Origin of the sequence: Pseudacidovorax intermedius (assembly GCF_003350475.1) — a bacterium.
Lineage (GTDB): Bacteria > Pseudomonadota > Gammaproteobacteria > Burkholderiales > Burkholderiaceae_C > Xenophilus > Xenophilus intermedius.
Genome location: NZ_QQAV01000005.1, coordinates 82,426 through 107,547, shown reverse-complemented (window position 1 = coordinate 107,547; position 25,122 = coordinate 82,426). Strand labels below are relative to the sequence as shown.

The following is a 25,122-nucleotide window of genomic DNA, read 5'->3' as shown; positions in this document are numbered from 1 at the left end:
GCCCATCTGCGGGACTGCCATGACTGCCTTCGCCACGCCTCGACCGACCGTCGCCGACCCCTCTGCACACCATGCCGGCACCGGCACCATTGATGCCGCCACCATGGCACCGCGGCTGGGTAATGCCGTTGCCGGGGCCTGCCGGCAGGACGAGGCCACGGCGGTCCAGGCATTGCTCGGCGAGGCGCGCCTGTCGCCCGCCCAGGCCCGCGCCACCCACGAACTCGCCTGCCGCCTGGCCCAGCACCTGCGCGAGCGCGGCGCGGGCGCCGGCCGCAGCGGCCTGGTGCAGGGCCTGCTGCAGGAATACACCCTGTCTTCGCAGGAAGGCGTCGCCCTGATGTGCCTGGCCGAAGCGCTGCTGCGCATTCCCGATGCGGCCACCCGCGATGCCCTCATCCGCGACAAGATCGCCCATGGCGAATGGCAGGCCCACCTCGGCCGCAGCCCCTCGCTGTTCGTCAACGCCGCCAGCTGGGGCCTGCTGCTCACGGGCCGGCTGGTGGCCACGCACAGCGAAACAGGTCTCTCGGCCCAGCTCGGCCGGCTGGTGGCCAAGGGCGGCGAGCCGCTGATCCGCAAGGGCGTGGACCTGGCCATGCGCATGATGGGCGAGCAGTTCGTCACCGGTCAGACCATCGGCGAGGCGCTGACGAAGGCACGCCCGCTGGAGGCGCAGGGCTTTCGCCATTCCTACGACATGCTGGGCGAAGCCGCCATGACCGCCGAGGACGCCGCACGCTACCGCCGTGCCTACGAGGAGGCGATCCATGCCATCGGCCGGGCTTCCGTGGGCCGCGGTCCCATCGACGGGCCGGGCATCTCGATCAAGCTCTCGGCCCTGCATCCGCGCTACAGCCGGGCGCAGAAGTCGCGGGTGATGAACGAGCTGTACCCGGTGCTGCGCGACCTGACCGCCCTGGCCCGGCAGCACGACATCGGCCTCAACATCGACGCCGAAGAGGCCGACCGTCTGGAGCTGTCGCTCGACCTGCTGGAGCGCCTGTGCTTCGAGCCGGCCCTGGCCGGATGGAACGGCCTGGGCTTCGTGGTGCAGGCCTACCAGAAGCGCTGCCCCTTCGTCATCGACTTCCTCATCGACCTGGCTGCGCGCAGCGGCCGGCGGCTGATGGTGCGCCTGGTCAAGGGCGCCTACTGGGACAGCGAGATCAAGCGCGCACAAGTGGACGGGCAGGACGGCTTTCCGGTCTACACCCGCAAGGTCCACACCGACGTGGCCTACCTGGCCTGCGCGCGCAAACTGCTGGCCGCGCCGGCGCAGGTGTACCCGCAGTTCGCCACCCACAACGCCCACACCCTGGCAGCCATTCACACCCTGGCCGATCCGTCCCGCTGGCAGCCGGGCCAGTACGAATTCCAGTGCCTGCACGGCATGGGCGAGCCGCTGTACGAACAGGTGGTGGGCCGCAGCGAAGACGGCCGGCTGGGCCGGCCCTGCCGCATCTACGCGCCCGTGGGCACGCACGAGACGCTTCTGGCCTACCTGGTGCGTCGCCTGCTGGAGAACGGTGCCAACACTTCCTTCGTGCACCGGATCGCCGACCGAACGCTGCCCATCGATGCACTCGTGGAAGACCCCGTCGCCACCGTGGACCGACTGGCGACCGAGGAGGGCCGGGCCGGCACCCCGCACCCGGCCATCGCCCATCCGATGCGGCTGTACGGCGAGGCGCGCGCCAATTCGCAGGGCATGGACCTGGCGGACGACGCGCAACTGGCCGTGCTGGACGCCGCCGTCGCAGAGAGCAGGCGCGTCGAATGGCAGGCCGCGCCGATGGTCGCAGCCGGGCCGCAGACGGCGGGAGCGCCAATGGCAGATCCTTCGACCGCTGATCCTTTGGCGACGATGACCAACGCGATCTCCGCGCCCGTGCCCGTGCGCAACCCTACCCGGCATGACGACATCGTCGGCACCGTGCGTCCCGCCACGCCCGACGACGTGGCAGCCGCGCTGGCCGCAGCGCACGACTTCGCCGGCCCTTGGGCCGACTCGCCGGCCGCAGAACGCGCCACTTCGCTCGAACGCACGGCCGACTGCATGCAGGCCCGCATGCCGCAACTGGTCGCACTGCTCTCCCGCGAGGCGGGCAAGACCTTCGCCAACGGCATCGCCGAAGTGCGCGAGGCCATCGACTTCCTGCGCTTCTATGCCGGCCAGGCGCGCCGCGCCCTGCAAGGCACCGATCACGCGCCGCTGGGCCCCGTGGTGTGCATCAGCCCCTGGAACTTCCCGCTGGCCATCTTCACCGGCCAGATCGCCGCGGCACTCGCGGCCGGCAACCCGGTGCTCGCCAAGCCCGCCGAGCAAACACCGCTGATCGCGGCCGAGGCCGTGCGCTTGTTGTACGAGGGCGGCATCCCCCGCGCGGCGTTGCAGTTGCTGCCCGGCGATGGGGCAACCGTGGGCGCCGCCCTGGTGGCCGACCCGCGCGTACAGGGCGTGATGTTCACCGGTTCCACCGAGGTGGCGAGGCTGCTGCAGCGCAGCCTGGCGCAACGGCTGGGCGCCCATGGCGCGCCCGTGCCGCTCATCGCCGAGACGGGCGGGCAGAACGCCATGATCGTGGACTCCTCCGCGCTCACCGAGCAGGTGGTGGCCGACGTGCTCGCCTCGGCCTTCGACAGCGCCGGCCAGCGCTGCTCGGCCCTGCGCGTGCTGTGCGTGCAGGAAGAGTCGGCCGACGCGCTACTGCACATGCTGCGTGGCGCCATGGCCGAGCTGAACCTGGGCGATCCTGCGCTGCTGCACACGGACATCGGGCCCGTGATCGACGCCGAAGCACAGGCCGGCATCGAAGCCCACGTGCAGGCCATGCAGGCGCGCGGACGCCGCGTGCACCGCAGCGGCCGTGCGCGCCCTGGCGCCACGGAACGCGGCACCTTCGTGCCACCGACGCTGATCGAGATCGACAGCCTGGAGGAACTGCAGCGCGAGGTCTTCGGCCCGGTACTGCATGTGCTGCGCTGGCGGCGAGATGCGCTGGATGACCTGCTCGCGCAGATCGCCGCGACAGGCTACGGCCTCACCCTGGGTCTGCACACCCGCATCGACGAGACCATCGAGCGTGTGGTGCAGGCCGCGCCGGTGGGCAATGTCTATGTCAACCGCAACATGGTCGGCGCCGTGGTGGGCGTGCAGCCCTTCGGCGGCGAAGGCCTGTCGGGCACCGGACCCAAGGCCGGCGGGCCGCTGTACCTGTACCGGCTGCTGGCGCGGCGACCGCGCGGCTTCCTGGCCAGCGCCATCGCTTCCGCGCTGCCAACCGCCAAGGCCGACGAAATGACCGCGGCGGACCGCGCGCCGCTGCGCGCCCTGCAGGACTGGGCCCGCAGCACAGGCGACGCGCAGCTCGCCGAGCAGTGCGCGCACTTGCACGAAGCCATGCCGCGCACCACGGCCTGGCTGCTCGACGGCCCGACGGGCGAACGCAACCGCTACGCCCTGCATCCGCGTACCCAGGTGCTGTGCCTGGCGCAGGACGACCCCTCGCGCCTGGCACAACTCGCAGCCGTGCTGGCCGCCGGAAGCCGCGCCGTGTGGCCCGAAAGCCCACCGACGGCCTCACTGCTTGCCCGGCTGCCCTCGAGCGTGCAGTCCCATGTGACGCTCGTCGCCGATCCATTGGGCGGGGGCGGCCCAGCGCTCGAACGGGTGATCCACGAGGGTGACGCCGCACAGCGGCTGGTCGTGGCCCGACAGCTGGCCGAGCGCCAGGGGCCCATCGTCGCGCTGGACCCCTGGCCGCCGGCCGATGCCGACACGGTGCTCGCGGCGTTGCTCAGCGAGCGTTCGCTGAGCGTCAACACGGCCGCCGCGGGGGGCAATGCCAGCCTGATGACGATGGGCTGATCGCTGCTCAGGGCATCAGCTGCCCGCCGTTCACTTCGAGCACCTGCCCGGTCATATAGCCCGACAGCGCCTCCGAGGCCAGGTACAGGTAGGCGCCCACGCAATCCTCCGGCGTGCCGATGCGGCCGAGCGGGATGCCGGCCGCGAAGCCCCGAAGCATCTCCGGCGTCGAGAACTTGTCCTGCAGCGGCGTCTGGATCACGCCCGGCGCCACTGCATTCACGCGGATGCGGTCGGCGGCCAGCTCACGGGCCAGTGAGCGCGTGAGCGTGCTCACGAAGCCCTTCGACGCCGCATAGAGCGACGCACCGGCCGTGCCGCCGCTGCGCGCCGACACCGAGGTCGTGCTCACCACGCTGCCACCGCCGCGTCGCCGCATGCCGGGCAGCACCGCGCGCGTGAAGGCCACCACCGAACGGCCGTTGGTGTGCATGACCTCGTCGAAGAAGGCGTCCGACTGGTCCGCCAGCGGCACCCGCGCCACCATGCTGCCCGCGTTGTTGACCAGCACCGCGATGTCGCCGAAGGCGGCCTCCACCTCGGCGACGCAGCGCGCGATCGCCGCAGGGTCGCGCACATCGCCCCGCACCAGCAGCGCCTGTCCGCCGGCGGCCTCGATGTCGGCGGCCACCGCCTCGGCGGGACCGCGCGAGCTGTGGAAGTGCACCGCCACCCGCATGCCCTGGGCGCCGCAGGCGCGCGCCACGGCCGCGCCGATGCCCAGGCTGGCGCCGGTCACCAGCGCCACCTGGCCCCGCAGGTCCGGAATGCACAGTGCCGTTGCGGCCATGTATGGCGCACTCACTTGACGCTGGCGTGGACCTTCTCGAGCTCCGCGCGGTAGACCTTGACGACGCTTGGGTCGTAGGAGGCCGCGAACTTCTCGCCCACGGGCTTGGTCAGCTCGCGCATGCGCGCCAGCGTGGCAGGCGGCACGTCGTTGACCTGCATCTTCGACTCCAGCTCCTTGCGGGCCACGGTGGAGGCCTCCCGGCTGGTCTGGCGCTGGAAGGCGCCCGCTTCCTGCACGGCCGTCTTGACGAGCTGCTGGTCGGCGGGCGAGAGCTTCTCCCAGGTCTTGCGGCTGATCACCACCGGGTTGGCGGTATACACATGGTTGGTCACACTCAGGTATTTCTGCACCTCGTAGAACTTGCTCGTCAGCACCACCGAGAAGGGGTTTTCCTGCGCGTCCATGGCGCGGGACTCCAGCGCGCCATACAGCTCGGGGAAGGGCATGGGCGCCGGGTTGGTGCCCAGGGCCGAGAAGCTGTCGAGGAACAGCGGGTTGGGAATGACCCGCAGCTTCAGGCCCTTGAGGTCCTCGACATTGACGATGGGCTTGCGGCTGTTGGTGAAGTTGCGAAAGCCCGTCTCCCAGAAGTCCAGGCCAACCATGCCCTTGTCGGGCAGGCGGCTCATCAGCAGCTGGCCGAAGGGGCCCTGCAGCAGCGCATCGACCTGCTGCGCGCTGTTGAAGGAGAAGGGAATGTCCAGCAGCGTGAACTCCTTGATCACCCCGCCCATGATGGTGGCGGAGGGCAGGGTGATGTCCTGCACGCCGCCCTGCACGGCGCTGAGCTGCTGCGCCTCGCCGCCGATGGAGCCCCCGCCCAGTTCCATCAGCTTGATGCGGCCGTTGCTGCGTGTGTTGAGGATCTCGGCGAGCTTCTGCGCGCCCAGCGAGATCGGATGGCCCGGCTGCACCACATGGCCGAAGCGCAGCGTGATCGGCGCCGGTGACTGGGCATGGGCCGTGGCGGCACAGGCCAGCGTGATCGCGGCCGCACGGATCAGTTGAATGAGCTTCACGGAGGTCTCCTGTTCTGGTTGGGAAGGGAAGGAAAGCGCAGGGTCAGGCCCGGTGCGCGGCCAGCACCATCGCTGCGCCGCGTTCGGCCACCATCAGCGTCGGCGCGTTGGAATTGCCCGAGGTGCAGGTGGGCATGACCGAGGCATCGACGACCCGCAGGCCCTGGGCGCCGCGCACCCGCAGCTGCGGGTCGACGACCGAGTCCTCGTCGCCGCCCATGCGGCAGGTGCCGACGAGGTGGTAGCCCGAGACGCCGCGGTCGAGGGCATAGCGCAGCAGGGCCGCGTCGTCGTCCACGGCGGGGCCCGGCAGCGTCTCCTGGATGCCCCATTGCTGCAGCGCCGGCATGCCGAACAGACGGCGGCCCAGCCGCAGGCCGGCCACGACGGCGGCGCGGTCGGCCTCGTGGCTCAGATACCGCGCCGCGATGTGCGGCGGCTGGGCCGCGTCGCGTGAGCGTGCCCGGACGGTGCCGCGGCTTTCGGGCAGGGACTGGTAGACATTGATGGTCATGCCCGGCGCCTGTTCGAGCCGGTAGGTGCCCGGCTCGAAGCTGGCCGGCGCGAAGCTCAGCTGCAGATCGGGGAAAGGCTGCGCGGCATCGCTGCGCGCAAAGGCGGCGCAGGTGCTGGCGCCCAGCGTGAGCAGGCCCCGGCCCTGCACGACGTAGCGCGCCAGTTCTCCCAGCATCGCCAGGCCGTGGGTGCGCTCGTTCAGCGTGCGGATGCCGCGCACGCGCTGGGTCAGCCGGACCGAGTAGTGATCGCGCAGGTTCTCGCCAACGGCAGGCCGGTCGGCCACGACCGGCACGCCCAGCGTGCGCAAAAGATCGGCCGGGCCGATGCCCGACAGCTGCAGCAGGTGCGGCGAGCGGATCGCGCCGCAGGCCACGATCACCTCGCGCCGCGCCCGCACCTGCTGGACGCGACCCTGGTGCCGCACCTGCACGCCGACGGCGCGTGTGCCCTCGAACAACAGCTGCTGCGCCAGCGCTCCGGTCATGACGCGCAGGTTGGGCCGGCGCCGCGCACGGCGCAGATAGGTCTGGGCCGGACCTCGGCGGAAGCGGCCATGGCGGTTCTGCTGAAAGGGCGCCGCGCCTTCTCGCTCCGGGCCATTCACGCTCGGCTGCACCCGCATACCGGCCTCGCCGCAGGCCGCAAGAAATGCAGCACTGAGCGCATGCGTCTCCATGAACTCGCTCACGGGCAGCGGAGGCCCGGCCGTGTCGGGCAGCGTCGCCTCGATACGCGCGTAGCAGGCCAGGGCTTCTTCATGGCTCCAGCCGGTGCAACCCATCGCCAGCCAACGGCGATGCTCCTCGGGCGAGGTGCGCACGTACAGCATGCCGTTCATCGAGCCGGTGCCGCCCAGCATGCGGCCCTGCGGCAGCGGGATCTCGCGGCCACCGAGTTCGGGGTCGGCGGCCATCCGGTAGCGCCAGCTCAGCTGCGGGTGGTCGATGAGGCGCAGGAAGCCCGCGGGCACATGGATGAAGGGGCTGCGGTCGGGCGGACCCGCCTCGATCAGAAGAACCCGGTGCCGGCCATCCTCGGTAAGGCGGTCGGCCAGCACGCAACCGGCGCTGCCGGCGCCGACCACGACGAAGTCGAATTCAGCGTCCCAGGCCATGGTGCCGACAGCTCATCGAGGCCTGCACGATGTGGCGACGCACCCCCGTGCGCGAAGGCGGGGCGCACTGTGCGACGCTCATCGCACGTCTCCAGGCGTGGCCGAATAGGCCAGGGCGAAGCGCTGGTGCACCGCACCTTCCTGCGCGCCCAGCGCCTGCAGCGCGTCTGCGCACAACTCGGCCTGTGCCAGCGCCTGCACGGCCTGCGCGTCGTAGCCGCAGGCGATCAGGACCCAGTCGGCAAAGCGGTCGGCCAGGCCACGCATGCGCTGCTCCTCGGTGGGCGCCAGCGGCGGCGCCTCATGACGGATCAGGTGCAGGCCGACCAGGCCCGGACGCAGGCGAAGCCCCCGACCGAGGCGGCCCAACGCGTCACGCAGCGCGGCCTCCTGACCTGGCGCGGGCGAGAGCCGCACCGTGAGCGCCTGGCGCGCCGTGACCGCGCCCTCGCTGCCCAGCACGCGACACTGGCTGCGCACCATGTGGCGGTGGTGCGGCATCATGCGTGTGGACCACGGCGTGGGCGCATTCAGGCGTGCCGCATAGCCCGGCGACGAGAGCACCGAGAAGTCCTCGAGCTCGTAGAGCACGAACACGCCTTCGCCCCCTTCCGCGCAGGACCAGCGGCTGGCCCGTCGGAAGCCCGGTATGCCCAGGCGCTCCGGAAAATGTTCGTGCGCGTGCCAGTCCTCGAAGTCCTGTCGCATCGCCGGGGCCATGTCCCACCACATGGCCAGGGCCGCATTGCCGAGCATTGCCATTGCCGCGCCCTCAGCAGACCTGCGGGCCCGGGCCGCACCGTCGCAGCCGCCCTGCAGCCGCCCCAACCATCGCTTGCTTCATGACTCGTCTCCAACCCGTGTTCTTGAAATTGGGCCGGATGCTGCCAGAGTTGTGAATGCCATTCAACTTGGCGATAAGATTCAAAATTTGAATGGCTTCCACGAAAGGAGCGGCATGAGCGGCGCCCTCGAAAAATCATTGGCCATCCTCGAATACCTCGTCGACCATCCCGACGGCGTCAGCCTCGGCCAGATCGCCACCGAGCTCAACCAGCTGCGCAGTGGCTGCCATCGCACGCTGCAGGAGCTGGTGCGCTTCGGCTATGTGCGGCAGACGCCCCGCGGCGACTACGCCCTCACCACGCGGCTGCCGGCCATGGGACTGAACTTCATCGGCAAGTCCGGCGTGGTGGACATCGCCCAGCCGGTGATCGACCGGCTGGCCCGCAGCACCGAGGAGCTGGTCCGCCTCGCCATCGTGGACGGCGAGCGCCTGACGCTCATCGCCAAGGCGCAGGGCGCGCGCTCGGGCCTGCTCTATGACCCCGACATGGGCATCGACCTGCGGCTGTCCTGCAGCGCGGCCGGCCATGCCTGGCTGATGACGCTGCCGGAGGACCTGGCCATCGGCCATGTGAGCCGCCAGGGCCTGGGCACGCCGCGCAACTTCGGTCCCAATGCACCCACCTCGGTGCGGGCCCTGCTCAAGATGCTCGACGAGCATCGCAAGCGCGGCTTCAGCATCATCCAGGACGTGTATGCGCCCGGCATGAGCTCGATGGCGGCGCCCATCCAGCGGCAGGGCGAAGCGGCCACCGGCGTGCTGGTGATCGCCGGCCCGTCGCTGCGGCTGAGCACGGCCAAGATGAACCGCTTCGGCCCGGCCCTGCTGGCCGCGGCGAACGAGCTCGCCGCGACGGGCGCGGCCTCCCCCCTGCTCAAGTCGGCCAACCTGGGCACCTGGGGCAATGTGGGCGACAAGCCGCCGCCGCCAGCGCGCAAGACCGTGCGCGCCGCACGATGAACCCCCTGAGATGGAGCCCTGCATGAGCACCGACATCCGCTGCATCGTTCCTGCCCACGACCTCCTGGGCGAGTCGCCCCTGTGGTGCGAAGCGACGCAATCCCTGCTGTGGCTCGACATCGATGGCGGGAGGCTGCAGCGCTTTCATCCGGAGAGCGGTCGCCGCGACAGCCACGCCTTCACGCAGCGCTTCGTCGGCTCGCTCGCGCTGACGCGCGATCCGTCCGTGGTGCTGCTGGGCATCGACCTGGGGCTGTACCTGTTCCACATGGGCCGCGGAGAACTGCAGCCGCTCTGCCAGGTGGAAGACGCCGCCCTGGACAACCGGCTCAACGACGGCCGCTGCGATGCGCAGGGCCGCTTCTGGGTGGGCACCATGGACAACCAGCTGCACCGACCGCACGGTGCGTTCTACCGCGTCGACGCCGACGGCACCGTGCACCGGCAGTTCGGCGACGTGATCGTGTCGAACACCGTGGCCTTCTCGCCCGACCAGCGGCGGCTGTACTTCTCCGACACACGCCGATTCACGACCTGGCAGTTCGACTTCGACGCGGCCGCCGGCACGGCCACGAACCGGCGCGTCTTCGTGGACCATGGCGCGCAACGCTGGCGACCCGACGGCGCCTGTGTCGACGCGCAGGGGCATGTCTGGAACGCCATCTTCGCGGCCGGCAAGGTCATCCGCTTCACGCCCGACGGCCAGGTCGACCGCGTGATCGAGCTGCCGGTCACCAACCCCACCTGCGTCTGCCTGGGCGGCCCCGAGCGGCGCACCCTGTTCGTCACCACCGCCCGCAAGTTCCTGGATCGCGCGCAGCTGCTGCGTGAACCGTTGGCCGGCTCGGTGCTGGCCATCGATGTGGGCGTGCCCGGCCTGCCCGAACACCGCTTCGCCCACCCGGCAGACGGCCACTGAGAACACGACGATGACCGCCCCCGACCGCGCCGCCGACAGCATCGGCAACATCGTGCTGCTGGAGCACTACAACGCCACCGTGGACGACCAGCGCCTGGCCACGCTCTTCTACGTGACCGCGTTGGGCGGCACGCGCGACCCCTACCTGTTCACGGGCCTGGACAACATGTGGGTCAACTTCGGCCGCACGCAGGTGCACCTGCCCAGCCGCGGCGCGGCGCCCCGGTCGCAGTTGCTGCGAGGCACGCTGGGCTTCGTGGTACCGGACCTGGACGCGATGCGGGCACGCCTCGACTTCGCCGAGGCAGAGATGCAGCGTGTGGCGCCCGGCCGCGCCCTGCAATTCGACGCCACGGACGGGCGCGACTGCATCGACCTGCACTGCCCCTGGGGCACCCGGGTTCGGTGCCATGCCCCCTCCGACGCCTTCGATGGCGTGCAGCTCGGCCTGGTCTACATCGACTTCGACGTGCCGCCGGGCACCGTGGAGGGCATCGCCCGCTTCTACGACCAGGTGATCGGAACCCCCTCGCAGGTGGACGGCCGCCGGGCCACCGTGTGCGCCGGCCTGTTCCAGACCCTGCGCTTCACCGAGTGCGACGCGCCACTGCGGGACTACGACGGCCACCACTTCCTGATCTACCTGGCGGACTTCGCCCGCCCGCATGCCTGGCTGCGCGAGCACGGCCTGCTCACGCGGGACGACGCGCCTCACGAATGGCGCTTCGAATGGATCTGCGATCCACGGGATGGCCGTCGCCTCTTCCAGGTCGAGCACGAGGTGCGCAGCACCCGTCACCCTCTGTACAACCGCGTGCTCGTCAACCGCGACACGGCGCTGACCAACGTCAACTACCGGCGCGGGCGCGAGGACTTCGACGGCATCTGCTGAGAAGGTGCGAGCGAACCCGCCATGTCCGCTCGTCCTGCCAAAACACGCCCACTCGGCGTTGCAAATGCTCGCCATAGCCCGAGCTATGGCTGCGCTTTGCGCCTTGATTGGCCGCGTTTTCGCAGCCCGCTCGGCCACGCCGGATTCACTCACACCTTCTGAGCACGGCCTCCCGGCGCCGACCGCGCGGCGCGCTGCCGCGCCGGCCCCTGCGCGGTCGCCAGGTTGTGCGCCGTGTTGATCAGCCCGATGTGCGAGAAGGCCTGCGGAAAGTTGCCCAGCTGCCGACCGGCCTGCATGTCGTATTCCTCCGAGAGAAGACCGACGTCGTTGCACAGTCCCAGCAGCCGCTCGAAGAGGGCCACCGCATCGCGGTGCCGCCCCGCCAGCACATAGGCATCGGCCAGCCAGAAGCTGCACGCCAGGAAGGCGCCTTCCTGACCGCCCACGCCATCGTCGGTGGCGCCAGTGGAGTAGCGCTGGACCAGCCCGTTCTGCATCAGCCCGCGCTCGATGGCGGCGATGGTGCCGGCCACGCGCGGGTCCGTGGCTGGCAGGAAGCCCACCTGGGGCATCAGCAGCAGGCCCGCATCCAGGCTCTGCCCGCCGTAGTACTGCACGAAGGTGCCAAGCGTCGGGTCGAAGCCGTGCGCGCAGATGTCGGCATGGATGGCATCGCGCACCTCCCGCCAGTGCTCGACCGGGCCGTCCCGGCCATGGTGTTCCACCGCGGCCACCGCGCGGTCGAACGCCACCCAGGCCATCAGGCGGGAATGGGTATACGCGCGGGCCGGACCGCGGGTCTCCCAGATGCCCTGGTCCGGCTCGCGCCAGACCGTCTCCAGATGCGCGAGCAGCGACTTCTGCATGGACCAGCCTTCGGCATTGGGCTGCAGTTCGGCGCAGCGCGCGGCGTGCAACGTGTCCATGAGCTCGCCGTAGACGTCGATCTGCATCTGGCCCGCGGCGCCGTTGCCCACGCGCACCGGTCGGCTGCCCTCGAAGCCGGGCAGCCAGGGCAGCTCGTATTCGGGCAACCAGCGTTCTCCGCCGATGCCGTACATGATCTGCAGCTGGTTCGGCGAGCCGGCCACGGCGCGCATCAGCCACTGACGCCAATGCTGCGCCTCCTCGCGGTAGCCGGCATTGAGCAATGCGTACAGGGTGAGGGCGGAATCGCGCACCCAGCAGTAGCGGTAGTCCCAGTTTCGCGGGCCGCCGATGGCTTCGGGCAAGGAGGTGGTCGGCGCCGCAACGATGGCGCCGGTGGGCGCGTAGGTCAGCAGCTTGAGCGTGATGAGCGAGCGCACCACCGCGCCGCGCCAGGCCGGCGGCATCGGCGGCAGGGTGGCGCGGCTCACCCAGTCGTGCCACCAGAGCACCGTGCGCTCCAGCGACTCTTCGCGGTCGTCCACGAAATGCGGCCGGCGGTTCGAGGGGTGGTAGGCCAGCGTCATCGGGACGCGATCGCCAGCGCGCACCGTGAAGCGCGCGCGTGTGCTCATGCCGCGGCCTTCCAGGGGCAGGTCGGCATGCAGCTCGATGGCGTCGGGCCCAGCCACCATGCCGAGGCCGTAGTCCTTGCGCTGCACCCATGGCACCGTGCAGCCGTGGGCGAAGCGGACCGTGAGATCGAACTGCATCTCCACCTCGCCCTCGACACCCGCCACGATGCGCACCACATCGACATGCGCCGGGTCCTCGTCATTGCGCGGCATGAAGTCGGTGAGCGTGACCACGCCGGTGGCGGTCTGGAAGCGTGTCTCCAGCACCGCCGAATCGGCCAGATAGCGCCGGCTCACCTGGACCTCGATGGCCGCAGGTGCCACTCGCCAGCGGCCATGGCGCTCATCGCCCAACAGGGCGGCGAAGCAGGCGGGCGAGTCGAAACGCGGCAGGCACAGCCAGTCCATGGAGCCGTCTCGCCCGACCAGCGCGGCCGACAGCATGTTGCCGATGAGCGCATAGTCCTCGATCCGGCGCGGAGGGGCGGCGGGCACGGCACCTTCACCCTCGGCCACCGCAGTGCGAGGGACAGGGGTTGGACGCGGCGCGTTCATCCGCCGTGTGCGAAGTCGGGGTAGTCGGTCATGCCGCCATCGACAAACACGGTGGTGCCGGTCATGTACCGCGCCGCATGCGATGCAAGCACCACCGCCATGTCGGCGATGTCCTCGGGTTCGCCCATGCGACCCAGGGGAATCTTTCGCATCAGGTCGGCATGGCCTTCCGGGTCTTCCCAGACGTCGCGGTTGATGGGCGTACGGATGGCGCCGGGCGCCAGGCTGAGCACGCGCACACCATGGGGCGCGGCTTCCTGCGCCAAGGTGCGGCCCATCATGGTGAGGCCGGCCTTGCTCGCGCAGTAGGCGCTGTAGCCGCTCCAGGCGATGGTCTCGTGCACGCTGGTCGTGTTGAGGATCACGCCCGACCTCTGCGGCACCATGCGACGCAGCGCATGGTGCGCGCACAGGAAGGCCCCCTTGAGGTTCACGTCGATCACGCGGCCCCAGGCCTGCGCGTCGGCTTCCCAGGCCAGGGCATGCTCGCCGTCGATGCCGGCGTTGTTGACCAGCACATCGATACCGCCCCAGGCTTGGTCGAGCGCCTCGAACATGCCGTCCACGGCCTGCGCGTCGGCGATGTCCGCGTGCACCGTGATCGGCCGGCCCGCCGCCGTGTGACGGCAGGCATCGGCCAGCGCTGCCGCGGCTTCGGGTTTGGAGCGGTAGTTGATGGCCACGCGGGCACCGGCGTCGGCAAAGGCCTTGACGATGGCCGCACCCAGGCCGGAGCTGCCGCCGGTCACAAGCACGCGCTTTTGTTCGAGATGGAGGTCCATGCGTTTCCCTGGTCGACACAGCCCGGAGATTCGTGGGCTGGGGCACCGTACTGCCGGCGCCATGCGATTGGGGCATCGCCGCCTTGGACTCGACGTCGGACGAGGGAGACAGCGTCTGAGCGCCCGGATGGACGGTTGGCTGACGGGAGCCCACTTCCCGGGCACGCCTCACTCGGTCGCGGAGGGCGGGGGGGCAGGGGCGCGGGCCGCCCTTCAGCTTTTGGCCACGCGCACGATCACCGCGGTGGACAGCAGAATCCCCGTCACCAATGCCGCGATGGCCAACATGCCGCCAGGGGTCACCTCGACCTTGGCGCTGATCGAGAAGGGGCGGGTGCTCACGTTCAGGATGGCGGTCTGGGGTGAGGCGGAAGAAGGCACGGGAGCTCCTTGAAATTCGCGCAGTGTGCCAGCGGCACGGGTGCGGTCCGCGGGCTGCATGCGCCCTCGGTTGTCGGACGACGCTGCTGCGTGGCTGAACGTTCGGCACGCTTGAATCACCCGCGATGCCGGGCGGCGACAGCCTACAGGAGGGCCACGGCTCGCACCGCAACATGGCCAGTCATCCCTGTCACCTGGAGACCTCACCCATGACCCCATCCACCGAACCCTCTCGCGGCGACGGCATCGAGCGCATCGACATCGACTCCGCCGAATCCCTTCAGCGATGGGAGCGCAAGCTCAACGTCACCGCTGCACAACTGAAGGAAGCCGTGTCCGCCGTGGGCGACAAAGCGCCTGACGTCGAGATGCACCTCAAGGGGACGCGGGCCTCGACCAACGACGACCAGATCGACAAGGCGGGCACCTGACCGCTGCACTCGCGCCTGATCGTTCCTGCGAAGCCGGATGAGGCTTTGGGCCATTCCCCCGCAGCCCCGCGCTGCCTAGAGTGGCCCGCATGTGGAACGACACCCAAGACCGACATCCAACCTCGCCCGCCGCGAGCGCCCAGGGCGCGCCGCTGGCGGGCGTGCGCGTTCTGGACCTGACCCGGCTGCTGCCGGGCCCCATGTGCACCTTGCACCTCGCCGACCTGGGCGCGGACGTGATCAAGATCGAGGACCTGGGTGCCGGCGACTATGCCGTCGACGGCGTGCGCCGGCAGGTCAACCGCAACAAGCGCGGCATCCGCCTCGACCTCAAGCAGCCCGGGGGCGTACAGACGCTGCTGCGGCTGTGCGAGCGGGCCGACGTGCTGGTCGAGTCCTTTCGCCCCGGCGTCATGGACAGGCTGGGCGTGGGCGTGGCCGCCGCCCAGGCGCGCAACCCTCGGCTGGTCTACTGCAGCATCACCGGCTACGGCCAGACCGGGCCGATGCGCGATGCCGCGGGCCACGACATGAACTACGCCGCGCTGACGGGCGTGGCCGACCAGATGGGCCGCGCGGGCGCGCCGCCCGCGCTGTCCAGCATCCCTGTGGCCGATCTGCTGGGCGGCACCATGCCGGCAGTGATGGGCATCCTGGCCGCGCTCTTCGATGCATGTCGCACCGGCCGCGGGCGGCATGTGGATGTCGCCATCGCCGACGGCCTGCTGGCCCATGCCGTCATTCCCCACATGGCCGTGACGCGCGGCGGCCGCGCGCGGCCCCTGGGCGCCGACAAGCTCACCGGCGCGCTGGCCTGCTACGACCATTACGCCACCGCCGATGGCCGCTGGATGGCGGTGGGCGCCCTGGAGCCGAAGTTCTGGCGCCGCTTCTGCGCCTGCATCGGCCGGCCCGATCTGGCGGACCACCTGCCCGACGCCGAGGCGCCCGACCGCCATGCCGTCAAGGCCGAGGTCGCCGCCGCGCTGCGCCAGCACAGCCAGGCCCATTGGGCCGCGCTGTTCGCGCAGGAGGACTGCTGCGTCACGCCTGTGCTGCGGCTGGACGAGGCCCTGGCCCATCCGCAGATGCAGGCCCGGGGCATGGCGGTCACGGCCCCCGCGGGCGACCGGCAGCTCGGCCCGCCGGTGCGCATCAGCGGGCATGACTTCGCCGTCCGGCACGATGCGCCCGCGCCGGGCCAGCACACCGACGAGGTGCTGGCCGAACTGGGCTGGAGCGAAGAGGAGCGGGAGCAGCTTCGGGCCGTGGCCGCCATCGGCTGAGGCCCCATTGAGCCACGGGTGCCTTTCGGGTACGGTCGGCGCCGGCCCGCCGCGGCCCGCGTCCCTTGCCATGCCTCCCAGCTTCGCCCGCACCGTCCAGCACACCATCGCCATCGCACAGGTCGACCAGATCCTGCAGGGCGCCCGCGCCCGCGGGCTGGATTGCGATGCGCTGCTGCGCCGCGCGGGCATCGCGCCCACGCTGCTGGGCTCGCACCTCGCGCGTGTCACGCAGGCGCAGTACGCCACGCTGGTCGTGCAGCTCACGCGGCGCATGCGCGACGAGCTCTGGGGCCTGGCCGGCCGGCCGGTGCCGCTGGGCACCTTCGCCACCGGCTGCCGCATGCTGGTGCGCTGCGAGACGCTGGGCGAGGCGCTGCGCCAGGGCGCCCGCTATGCGCACCAGGTGCTGCCGGACATCGGCGTGCATGTGCAGCGCCACGGCGGCCTGGTCACGCTGCGCATCGACACGCGGCAACCACCGTCGGCACCGCTCGAATACGCCCAGCGCTCCTTCATGTTCTTCGCCTTCGGCCTGGCCTGCTGGCTGGTGGCGCGGCGCATTCCGCTGCAGGAGGTGGTCTACGACCGCGCGGTCAATGTGCAGCGCTCCGAAGCCTCGCGCCTCTTCCAGGCGCCGGTCAGTGCGGGCCGCGACTGGATGGGCCTGCGCTTCGAGTCGCGCTGGCTCGACCTGCCGGTGGTGCAGAGCACCGAGAGCGTGGAGGGCTTCCTGCGCAGCGTGCCGGGCGACCTGCTGGTGCGCTACCGCGACCACACCAGCCTGACCGAACGCATCCGCCGCGTGCTGCGCCGCCACCTGCACGAGGAGCTGCCTTCGCTGGAGCAGGTGAGCGCGTCGCTCGCCGTGACGCCGCAGACCCTGCGCCGGCGGCTGCAGCGCGAAGGGCAGGGCTTCCAGGCCATCAAGGACAGCCTGCGCCGCGACGTGGCGGTGGAATACCTGTCGCGGCCCGACCTCACGCTGATCGAGATCGCCGAGCGCCTGGGCTATTCGGAGGCCAGCACCTTCCACCGCGCCTTCAAGGCCTGGACGGGGCTCGCGCCCGGCGCCTACCGCGAGCGCTACCTGGCGCGGGCGCAGGACGCAGCGGCACCGTCCGCCGAGCCGCAGCTGGCGCACTGACGGCGCGGGCCGGCCCCCGGGCCGGCGATGTTTTCTGCCAATCCTTTTGCGCCGATCCGCGATTGGCCCCAAGGGGTGCGCTGGCCACACTGGCTGCCATGGAGCAACGCCAGAGGAACCACCGATGACCCGAACCGGCCGAACCGTCCACGTCGTGGGCGTGGGCATGATCCCCTTCACCAAGCCCGGCGCCAGCGAGCCCTACACCGTCATGGGCATGCGCGCCGCCCAGGCCGCCCTGCGGGACGCGGGCGTCGATTACGGCGAGGTGCAGCAGGCCTATGTGGGCTATGTCTACGGCGACTCCACCGCCGGGCAGGCCGCGATCTACGGCGTGGGCCTCACCGGCATTCCGGTGTTCAACGTCAACAACAACTGCTCCACGGGCTCCAGTGCGCTCTTCCTGGCGCGCCAGGCGGTGGAAAGCGGCATGGTCGAATGCGCCATTGCCCTCGGCTTCGAGCAGATGCAGCCCGGTGCGCTCAAGGGTGCCTGGGACGACCGCCCGTCGCCCATGGCCCGCTTCGCCGAGGTCATGACCGAGCACCAGGGCTTCGACGCGGCCGCACCGCGCGCGGCGCAGTTCTTCGGCGGTGCGGGGCGCGACTACATCCGCGCGCATGGCATCCGGCCCGACACCTTCGGCCGCATCTCGGTCAAGGCGCGCCAGCATGCGGCCCGCAATCCGCTGGCCGTGTTCAGGCAGACGCTCACGCTCGAAGAGGTGATGGCGGCGCCCACGGTGTTCGATCCGCTCACGCGCTACCAGTGCTGCCCGCCCACCTGCGGTGCGGCGGCCGCCGTGGTGTGCTCGGCGGAGTTCGCCCGCAAGCACGGCCTGGATGCCAGCGTGGCGATCCGCGCCCAGGCCATGACCACCGACCGCCCCAGCACCTTCGACAGCGGCGACATGCGCCGCGTGGTCGGCTACGACATGAGCGTGGCCGCCGCCAACCAGGTCTACGAAGCCGCCGGCCTGGGTCCGGAAGACCTGGACGTGGTCGAACTGCATGACTGCTTCACGGCCAACGAACTCATCACCTACGAGGCGCTGGGCCTCACGCCCGAGGGCACGGCCGAGCGCTTCATCCTCGACGGCGACAACACCTATGGCGGCCGGGTGGTGACCAATCCGTCGGGCGGCCTGCTGTCCAAGGGCCATCCGCTGGGCGCGACGGGCCTGGCCCAGTGCGCCGAGCTGGTCTGGCAACTGCGCGGCCAGGCCGAGCAGCGGCAGGTGGAAGGCGCGCGGCTGGCGCTGCAGCACAACCTGGGACTGGGCGGCGCCTGCGTGGTCACGCTCTACGAGAAGGTCGGCGCATGATCGACCGCCAGTACATCGGCCATGCCATGCCGCCCTTCGAGGTGGACGTGGAGCCGGGCCGGCTGCGCTTCTTCGCCAAGGCCACGGGCCAGACCGACCCCGTGTATGCCGACGAGGCGGCGGCGCGCGCCGCGGGTCATCCAGGCCTGCCGGTGCCGCCCACCTTCCTGTTCTGCCTGGAGATGGAGTCGCCCGACCCGGCCGCCATCCGCAACCTGCTCGGGCTGGACTACCGCCGCCTGCTACATGGCGAGCAGGGCTTCGCCTACCACCGGCTCGCCCATGCCTGCGACCGCCTGCGCTTTGCGCAGCGCATCGAGGACATCTACGACAAGAAGGGCGGCGCGCTGGAGTTCGTCGTGCGCCAGACCCGGGTGAGCAACCAGCGCGGCGAGCACGTGGCCGACCTGCGCAGCGTGACGGTGATGCGCCATGGCTGAGGTCCTGGCCGACACCGCGCCCGCCGCCACCCGGCTCGCGCCCGCACAGCTCGCCGCACTGCGCGTGGGCGACCGGCTGCCGCCGCTGCAACTGCCACCGGTGAGCCGCCTCACCCTGGCGCTGTACTGCGGCGCCTCGGGCGACCACAACCCCATCCATGTGGACAGCGACTTCGCCCGCGGCGCCGGCCAGGCCGACGTCTTCGCGCACGGCATGCTGTCCATGGCCTGGCTGGGCCGGCTGCTCACCGACTGGGTGCCGCAGCAGGCCCTGCGCCGCTTCGAGGTGCGCTTTGCCGCCATCACCCATGTCGGCGAGGCCATCCGCTGCACCGGAGAAGTGGCCGACATCGTCGTCGAGCAGGGCGAGCGCCGTGCGCGGCTGCTGCTGCAGACGACCAACGAGGCCGGCCAGATCAAGCTGCAGGGCGAGGCCGTCGTCGCGATCGGCTGACCGGCGGCCCCGCATCCGCTCCCCCATTCCCTCCCGAAAGAAATCCATGTCAAGAAAACTCGAAGGCAAGGTCGCCATCGTCTCGGGCTCCGGCCGCGGCATCGGCCGCGAGATCGCCCTCAAGCTCGCGGGCGAAGGCGCCCGCGTGGTCATCAACGACCTGGACGCCGGCCCGGCCGAGCAGACCGTGCGCGACATCCAGGCCCGCGACGGCCAGGCCGTGGCCTGCATCGGCAGCGTCACCGAAGCCGGCTTCGCCGAGCGCTTCGTCGCCACCGCCATCGACACCTTCGGCGGGCTCGACATCATCGTCAACAACGCCGGCTACACCTGGGACAACGTGGTGCAGAAGATGAGCGACGAGCAGTGGGAGGCCATGCTGGCCGTGCACCTGACGGCACCCTTCCGCGTGCTGCGCGCGGCGTCGGCGTTCATCCGCGACGCCGCCCGCCGCGAGGCCGACGAAGGCCGGCCGGTGCACCGCAAGGTGGTCAACATCTCGTCGGTGTCGGGCGTCTACGGCAATGCCGGCCAGGCCAACTACGCCGCTGCCAAGGCCGGCATCAACGGCCTGACCAAGGCGCTGGCCAAGGAGTGGGGCCGCTACCGCGTCAACGTCAACAGCGTGGCCTTCGGGCTCATCATGACGCGCCTGACCGAAGCGCCCGCCGGCAGCGACGCGAGCATCGACATCGCCGGCCGTCAGATCCGCGTGGGCGTGAATCCGCAGATCCTCAAGTCCATCGAGCAGACCATTCCGCTGGGCCGCGGCGGCACGCCCGAAGAAGCCGCGGGCGCCGTCTACCTGCTGTGCATTCCCGAGTCCGACTTCGTCAGCGGCCAGGTGCTGGTCTGCGGCGGCGGCAAGCCCTGAGAAAGCGTGAGCGAGGGCGACCATGGAAAGCATCCTCACCTATCCCCGCCAGGTCTTCCGCGACGACCATGAGCTGCTGCGCCAGACCGTGCGCCGCTTCCTGGACCGCGAATGCCGCCCCCGCCAGGCCGAGTGGGACCGCGAAGGTCGCGTGGACCGCGAGACCTGGCTCAAGGCCGGCCGCGAGGGCCTGCTGTGCCCCACGCTCGACAGCGCCTGGGGCGGCGGCGGTGGCGACTTCGGCCATGCGGCCGTGATCGTCGAGGAGATCGGCCGCTCGGGCATCTCGGGCCTGGGCTTCGGCCTGCATTCCGATGTGGTCGCGCCGTACATCGCGCGGCTGGGCACCGAGGCGCAGAAGGCGCGCTGGCTGCCCGGCTGCGTGAGCGGCGAGACCATCCTGGCCATCGCCATGAGCGAGCCCGGCGCCGGCAGCGACCTGCGCGCCATCCGCACCACGGCCCGGCGCGAGGGCGACGACTACGTCATCGACGGCAGCAAGACCTTCATCTCCAACGGCCTGAACTGCGACCTGGTGGTCGTGGTCGCCAAGACCGCGCCGGACCTGGGCGGCAAGGGCGTCTCGCTGCTGCTGGTGGAGGCCGACCGGCCGGGCTTCCGCCGCGGGCGCAAGCTCGACAAGATGGGCCAGGAGGCCGCCGACACGGCCGAGCTCTTCTTCGAGGGGGTGCGCGTGCCCGCCGGCAATCTGCTGGGCGAGGAGAACAAGGGGCTCGGCTACCTGATGCAGGAGCTGGCCCAGGAGCGCTTCGTCATCGCGCTCGGCGCGGCGGCCAAGCTGGAGGCCATGTACGAGGAGACGGTGCGCTACACCCGCGAGCGCATCGTCTTCGGCAAGCCGCTGCTGGACATGCAGAACACCCGCTTCGCGCTGGCCGGCATCCGCACCCGCGCGACGGCGGTGCGCATGATGGTCGACCAGTACCTGGCGGAACACCTGCGCCGCCGGCTGACGCTGGACGAAGCCGCCATGGCCAAGCTCTTCGCCACCGAGGAGCTGGGCCGCGCGCTCGACGAGATGCTGCAGCTGTACGGCGGCTACGGCTACATGATGGACTACCCCATCTGCCGGGCCTTCGTCGACTCGCGCGTGATGCGCATCTACGGCGGCACGAGCGAGGTGATGAAGGAGCTCATCGCCCGCAACCTGTGACCGCCCCGTGATCCCACCCGCCGCCCCGGTGCAGGGCGGCGCGCATGACCGGAGACAACGCCGATGCCCTCGCCCAATCGTCCCTTCTGGCCCCGTGGCGTGCCCGCCGACGTGCGGGTGCCCCAGGTGCCGCTCACGCATTACCTGCAGACCGCCGCCGAGCGCTGGCCCGACAAGCCGGCCATCGTGTTCGCCGGCAGCACGCTGGACTACGCCGGCCTCTGGCAGCGCAGCTGCGCGCTGGCCGGTCATCTGGCGCAACGCCTGGGCGTGCGGCCGGGCGACCGCGTGCTGCTCGTGGCCCAGAACTGCCCGCAGTTCGTGGTCGCCACCTTCGGCATCCAGCGCGCCGGCGCGGCGGTGGTGCCGGTCAACCCGATGAGCACCGCGCCCGAGCTGGCCCACTATGCCCACGACAGCGGCGCACGGGTCGCCATCTGCGCGCAGGAGCTGCTCGGGCCGGTACAGCAGGCGGTGGCCGACGGCCTGCTCGATGCGGTGCTCGTGCTGGCCTATGCCGATGCGCTCACCGCCGATGGCGTCTCGACGCAGACCGAAGCCGTGCAGGGCGTGCCGGCGCTGGCCGAGGCACGGCGCCCGCTGCCCGACGGGCCCTACCACGGCTTCGAGGCGGCCATTGCCGAAGGCCTGGCACCGCCGCCTTCGCATGCCGATGTCCATGCGCTGGCCGCGCTGCCCTACACCTCGGGCACCACCGGCGCGCCCAAGGGCTGCCGGCATTCGCATGCCACGCTGCTGGCCTCCAACCTGGCTTCGCAGGTGTGGCGCGGGCTGCATTCGGAATCGGTCTTCCTGTGCGTGGCGCCGCTGTTCCACATGCTGGGCATGCAGAACGGCATGAACCTGCCCATCACCCTGGGTGCCACCGTGGTCATGATGCCCCGCTGGAACGCGGCCCAGGCGGTGGCCCTGGTGGCCCGCCACCGCGTGAGCGTCTGGGCCGCCCCCCCGGCCATGGTGATGGATTTCTTTGCCCAGCCCGAAGCGGCCACGGCGGACCTGAGCAGCCTGTCGATGCTCTCCGGCGGCGGCGCCGCGATGCCCGAGGCGGTGGCCGCCATGCTGCAGGCGCGCTTCGGCCTGGCCTACAACGAGGCCTACGGCCTGACCGAGACGGCGGCCTTCCTGCATGCCAACCCCGTGGACCGCGGCAAGCGCCAGTGCCTGGGCCTGCCCACGCAGGGTGTGCATTCGCTGGTGGTCGATCCGGAGTCGCTGGCGCCGCTGCCGCCCGGCGAGGTGGGCGAGCTGGTCACGCGCGGCCCGCAGCTCATGCTCGGCTACTGGCGCCAGCCCGAGGCCGATGCCCAGGCCTTCGTCACCATCGACGGCCAGCGCTACCTGCGCACCGGCGACCTCGCGCAGGTGGACGAGGAGGGCTACTTCTTCATGCGCGACCGCCTCAAGCGCATGATCAATGCCAGCGGCTTCAAGGTCTGGCCCGCCGAGGTCGAGGCCATGCTGTACGAGCACGAGGCCGTGCTCGAAGCCTGCGTGGTCGGCGTGCCCGACCCCCGCCGCGGCGAGACGGTGCGGGCGCTCGTCGTCGCGCGGCCCGGCCGCCCGCTCACCGAGGCCGGCCTGCTCGACTGGTGCCGCACGCGCATGTCGGCCTACAAGGTGCCGCGCAGCGTGCGCTTTCTGTCCGCGCTGCCGCGCTCGGCAACCGGCAAGGTCGCCTGGCGCGCCCTGCAGGAGGCCGAAGCCCGCGCGGCCCTCATCCCCACCCAGGAGGCCGCATGACGGCATCGCCAGAAGCCCGGCGCATGGTGCGCCTGGAGGTGCGCGAACAGGTCGCCACCCTCACCCTCGACTGCCCCGAGAAGCGCAATGCCTTCGACCTGGTGCTGCGCGACCAGCTGGCCGAAGCCGTGCGCACGGTGCGGCGCGACCGCGACATCCGCGCCGTGGTGCTCACCGGCGCGGGCGGCCACTTCTGCGCCGGCGGCGACCTGCGCAACATCGGCAGCCTGCAGATCGACAGCGGCCAGTGGCGCGAGCGCCTGGGCAACGTGCACGAATGGCTGCGTGACCTGCTCACGCTCGACCGTCCGGTGGTCGCCGCGGTCGACGGGGCCGCGGCGGGGGCGGGCTTCAGCCTGGCGCTGGCGGCGGACTTCGTGATCGCCACGCCGCGCGCCTGGTTCGCCATGTCCTTCATCAAGGTCGGGCTGGTGCCGGACGTGGGCGCCTTCTACACGCTGCCGCGCGTGGTGGGCGTGCAGCGGGCGCGCGAGCTCATGCTGTCGGGCCGGGACGTGCGCGCCGACGAGGCCCTGCGCCTGGGCATCGTGACCGAGCTGCATGCGCCGGAGGCGCTGCTGCCGCGCGCCTGGGCCATTGCGCGCAGCTTCACCGGCGCATCGCCCACGGCCGTGAGCCTGATCAAGCGCGCACTGGCCGACGGCGCGCCCTCGCTGGCCCAGGCGCTCGACGCCGAGGCCAATGCCCAGACCGTGGCGGCCGGCACGCCGGCCCACCGCGAAGCCGTGGCCGCCTTCCTGGACAAGCGCCCGCTGCCCTTCAGCTGGCCGTCGGCGGCCTGACACCGCGCACGCCGCGCTGCGCCGCGCGCCACTGCAGCGGGGCGGCGGCACCCCTGCCTTCTTGAACGAGGAACGACTGCATGATCCGAGACCCCGACACCCTGGCACAGCTGCTGGACAGCGTGAACCGCTTCGTGCGCGAGCGGCTGGTGCCGGCCGAGGCCGAGGTGGCCGAGACCGACGAGATCCCGCCTGCCCTGGTGCAGGAGATGAAGGCCCTGGGCCTGTTCGGCCTGACCGTGCCGGAGGAATACGGCGGCCTGGGCCTGACCATGGAGGAGGAGACCGAGGTGATGCTGGCCATGGGCCAGACCTCGCCGTGCTTTCGCTCGCTGTTCGGCACCACCGTGGGCATCGGCTCGCAGGGCATCGTGTTCGACGGCACGGCCGAGCAGAAGGCCCGCTACCTGCCCAGCCTGGCCACTGGCGAGCTGATCGCCTCCTTCGCCCTGACCGAGCCCGAGGCCGGCTCGGACGCCGCCTCGCTGCGCACCACCGCCATCCGCGACGGCGACCATTACGTCGTCAACGGCACCAAGCGCTACATCACCAACGCGCCGCACGCGGGGCTGTTCACGCTGATGGCGCGCACCGATCCCGCCGACAAGGGCGCGGGCGGCGTGTCGGCCTTCATCGTGGAGCGCGGCACGCCCGGCATCACCATCGGCAAGCCCGACCGCAAGATGGGCCACCGGGGCGCGCACACCGCCGACGTGATCTTCGACAACTGCCGCGTGCCCGCCGGCCAGCTCATCGGCGGGCGGGAAGGGCAGGGCTTCAAGACGGCCATGAAGGTGCTGGAGAAGGGCCGCATCCACATCGCCGCCATCTGCGTGGGCGTGGCCGAGCGCATGCTGCGCGACGCCCTGGCCTATGCGATGGACCGGCGCCAGTTCGGCCAGCCCATCGCCGACTTCCAGCTGGTGCAGGCCATGCTGGCCGACTCGCAGGCCGAGGTGTATGCCGCCCGCTGCATGGTGCTGGACGCCGCCCGCCGTCGCGACGACGGCCGGCCCGTCGCCGTCGAGGCCTCCTGCGCCAAGATGTTCGCCTCCGAGATGTGCGGCCGCGTGGCCGACCGGGCGGTGCAGATCTTCGGTGGCGCCGGCTACATGGCCGAGTACGGCATCGAACGCTTCTACCGCGACGTGCGCCTGTTCCGCATCTACGAGGGCACCACGCAGATCCAGCAGATGGTCATCGCGCGCAACATGGTGCGCCAGGCCGCGCGCTGAGCCGCTTCCCGCATCCACCACGAAGAACCCAGG

Annotated in this window: 22 protein-coding genes; 15 read left to right on the top strand and 7 right to left on the bottom strand. The window is 71.0% G+C overall.

What is annotated here, in order from left to right:
• The first annotated feature begins 19 nt into the window (after positions 1-19).
• Entirely contained in the window at positions 20-3,871 is a 3,852-nt protein-coding gene (gene putA / locus DFR41_RS14400; RefSeq protein WP_114803197.1) for a trifunctional transcriptional regulator/proline dehydrogenase/L-glutamate gamma-semialdehyde dehydrogenase, read from the top strand.
• A 7-nt stretch (positions 3,872-3,878) separates the two neighbouring features.
• Here putA and DFR41_RS14395 read toward each other — a convergent pair whose 3' ends face one another.
• The 4 genes from DFR41_RS14395 to DFR41_RS14380 form a co-directional block, all read right to left on the bottom strand.
• Positions 3,879-4,640 (bottom strand): SDR family NAD(P)-dependent oxidoreductase, encoded by a 762-nt coding sequence (locus tag DFR41_RS14395; RefSeq protein WP_114803367.1) that lies wholly within the window; start codon positions 4,638-4,640, stop codon positions 3,879-3,881.
• A 32-nt stretch (positions 4,641-4,672) separates the two neighbouring features.
• Positions 4,673-5,683, bottom strand: coding sequence for a TRAP transporter substrate-binding protein (locus DFR41_RS14390; protein WP_017759480.1), 1,011 nt, complete (start codon positions 5,681-5,683; stop codon positions 4,673-4,675).
• Between the two features lie 43 nt (positions 5,684-5,726).
• Positions 5,727-7,316, bottom strand: a complete 1,590-nt coding sequence (locus DFR41_RS14385; protein WP_114803196.1) for a GMC family oxidoreductase — start codon at positions 7,314-7,316, stop codon at positions 5,727-5,729.
• A gap of 78 nt (positions 7,317-7,394) precedes the next feature.
• On the bottom strand, positions 7,395-8,078 hold the full coding sequence (locus DFR41_RS14380; RefSeq protein ID WP_043113356.1) for a hypothetical protein: 684 nt from the start codon (positions 8,076-8,078) through the stop codon (positions 7,395-7,397).
• Between the two features lie 196 nt (positions 8,079-8,274).
• Here DFR41_RS14380 and DFR41_RS14375 point away from each other — a divergent pair, with 196 nt between their 5' ends.
• Genes DFR41_RS14375 through DFR41_RS14365 form a run of 3 tightly spaced genes read left to right on the top strand, consistent with a single transcriptional unit; the run spans position 8,275 to position 10,934 of the window.
• Entirely contained in the window at positions 8,275-9,123 is an 849-nt protein-coding gene (locus DFR41_RS14375) for an IclR family transcriptional regulator (protein WP_017759483.1), read from the top strand.
• A gap of 22 nt (positions 9,124-9,145) precedes the next feature.
• The gene (locus tag DFR41_RS14370) at positions 9,146-10,042 is read left to right on the top strand and encodes an SMP-30/gluconolactonase/LRE family protein (protein ID WP_043113355.1); all 897 of its coding nucleotides are present in this window, start codon (positions 9,146-9,148) and stop codon (positions 10,040-10,042) included.
• 10 nt (positions 10,043-10,052) lie between these two features.
• On the top strand, positions 10,053-10,934 hold the full coding sequence (locus tag DFR41_RS14365) for a VOC family protein (RefSeq protein ID WP_114803195.1): 882 nt from the start codon (positions 10,053-10,055) through the stop codon (positions 10,932-10,934).
• Between the two features lie 149 nt (positions 10,935-11,083).
• On the opposite strand, the gene DFR41_RS14360 is transcribed toward DFR41_RS14365, so the two are convergent.
• From DFR41_RS14360 to DFR41_RS27715, 3 genes are all read right to left on the bottom strand, one after another.
• Positions 11,084-12,934, bottom strand: a complete 1,851-nt coding sequence (locus DFR41_RS14360) for a glycoside hydrolase family 15 protein (protein ID WP_280525158.1) — start codon at positions 12,932-12,934, stop codon at positions 11,084-11,086.
• Positions 12,935-12,990: 56 nt separating this feature from the next.
• Positions 12,991-13,776, bottom strand: coding sequence for a 3-oxoacyl-ACP reductase FabG (gene fabG / locus DFR41_RS14355; protein ID WP_017760777.1), 786 nt, complete (start codon positions 13,774-13,776; stop codon positions 12,991-12,993).
• A 213-nt stretch (positions 13,777-13,989) separates the two neighbouring features.
• A complete protein-coding gene (locus DFR41_RS27715; RefSeq protein ID WP_017760778.1) occupies positions 13,990-14,157 on the bottom strand; it encodes a hypothetical protein in 168 nt (55 codons plus the stop codon).
• 209 nt (positions 14,158-14,366) lie between these two features.
• On the opposite strand from DFR41_RS27715, the gene DFR41_RS14350 reads away from it, so the two are divergent.
• The 11 genes from DFR41_RS14350 (at position 14,367) to DFR41_RS14300 (ending at position 25,089) form a co-directional block, all read left to right on the top strand.
• Positions 14,367-14,588 (top strand): DUF3606 domain-containing protein, encoded by a 222-nt coding sequence (locus DFR41_RS14350; protein WP_052383573.1) that lies wholly within the window; start codon positions 14,367-14,369, stop codon positions 14,586-14,588.
• An 89-nt stretch (positions 14,589-14,677) separates the two neighbouring features.
• Positions 14,678-15,874, top strand: coding sequence for a CaiB/BaiF CoA transferase family protein (locus tag DFR41_RS14345; protein ID WP_114803193.1), 1,197 nt, complete (start codon positions 14,678-14,680; stop codon positions 15,872-15,874).
• Positions 15,875-15,944: 70 nt separating this feature from the next.
• Complete coding sequence (locus tag DFR41_RS14340) at positions 15,945-17,021, top strand: AraC family transcriptional regulator (protein WP_017761222.1); 1,077 nt, start codon at positions 15,945-15,947, stop codon at positions 17,019-17,021.
• 124 nt (positions 17,022-17,145) lie between these two features.
• Positions 17,146-18,345 carry a lipid-transfer protein gene (locus DFR41_RS14335; protein ID WP_017761221.1) on the top strand — a complete coding sequence of 400 codons (1,200 nt, stop codon included), beginning with the start codon at positions 17,146-17,148 and terminating at the stop codon, positions 18,343-18,345.
• Positions 18,342-18,785, top strand: a complete 444-nt coding sequence (locus tag DFR41_RS14330) for a MaoC family dehydratase N-terminal domain-containing protein (RefSeq protein WP_114803192.1) — start codon at positions 18,342-18,344, stop codon at positions 18,783-18,785. The genes DFR41_RS14335 and DFR41_RS14330 overlap by 4 nt, the downstream gene beginning before the upstream one ends.
• Positions 18,778-19,239 (top strand): MaoC family dehydratase, encoded by a 462-nt coding sequence (locus DFR41_RS14325; protein WP_017761219.1) that lies wholly within the window; start codon positions 18,778-18,780, stop codon positions 19,237-19,239. The genes DFR41_RS14330 and DFR41_RS14325 overlap by 8 nt, the downstream gene beginning before the upstream one ends.
• Before the next feature lie 46 nt (positions 19,240-19,285).
• Positions 19,286-20,113 carry an SDR family NAD(P)-dependent oxidoreductase gene (locus DFR41_RS14320; protein ID WP_017761218.1) on the top strand — a complete coding sequence of 276 codons (828 nt, stop codon included), beginning with the start codon at positions 19,286-19,288 and terminating at the stop codon, positions 20,111-20,113.
• A gap of 22 nt (positions 20,114-20,135) precedes the next feature.
• Positions 20,136-21,287, top strand: coding sequence for an acyl-CoA dehydrogenase family protein (locus DFR41_RS14315; protein ID WP_017761217.1), 1,152 nt, complete (start codon positions 20,136-20,138; stop codon positions 21,285-21,287).
• Between the two features lie 63 nt (positions 21,288-21,350).
• The gene (locus tag DFR41_RS14310) at positions 21,351-23,051 is read left to right on the top strand and encodes a long-chain-fatty-acid--CoA ligase (RefSeq protein ID WP_114803191.1); all 1,701 of its coding nucleotides are present in this window, start codon (positions 21,351-21,353) and stop codon (positions 23,049-23,051) included.
• A complete protein-coding gene (locus tag DFR41_RS14305) occupies positions 23,048-23,854 on the top strand; it encodes an enoyl-CoA hydratase/isomerase family protein (RefSeq protein WP_114803190.1) in 807 nt (268 codons plus the stop codon). Before DFR41_RS14310 ends, DFR41_RS14305 begins: the two co-directional genes overlap by 4 nt.
• Positions 23,855-23,934: 80 nt before the next feature.
• Positions 23,935-25,089, top strand: coding sequence for an acyl-CoA dehydrogenase family protein (locus DFR41_RS14300; protein ID WP_017761871.1), 1,155 nt, complete (start codon positions 23,935-23,937; stop codon positions 25,087-25,089).
• Positions 25,090-25,122: the final 33 nt, after the last annotated feature.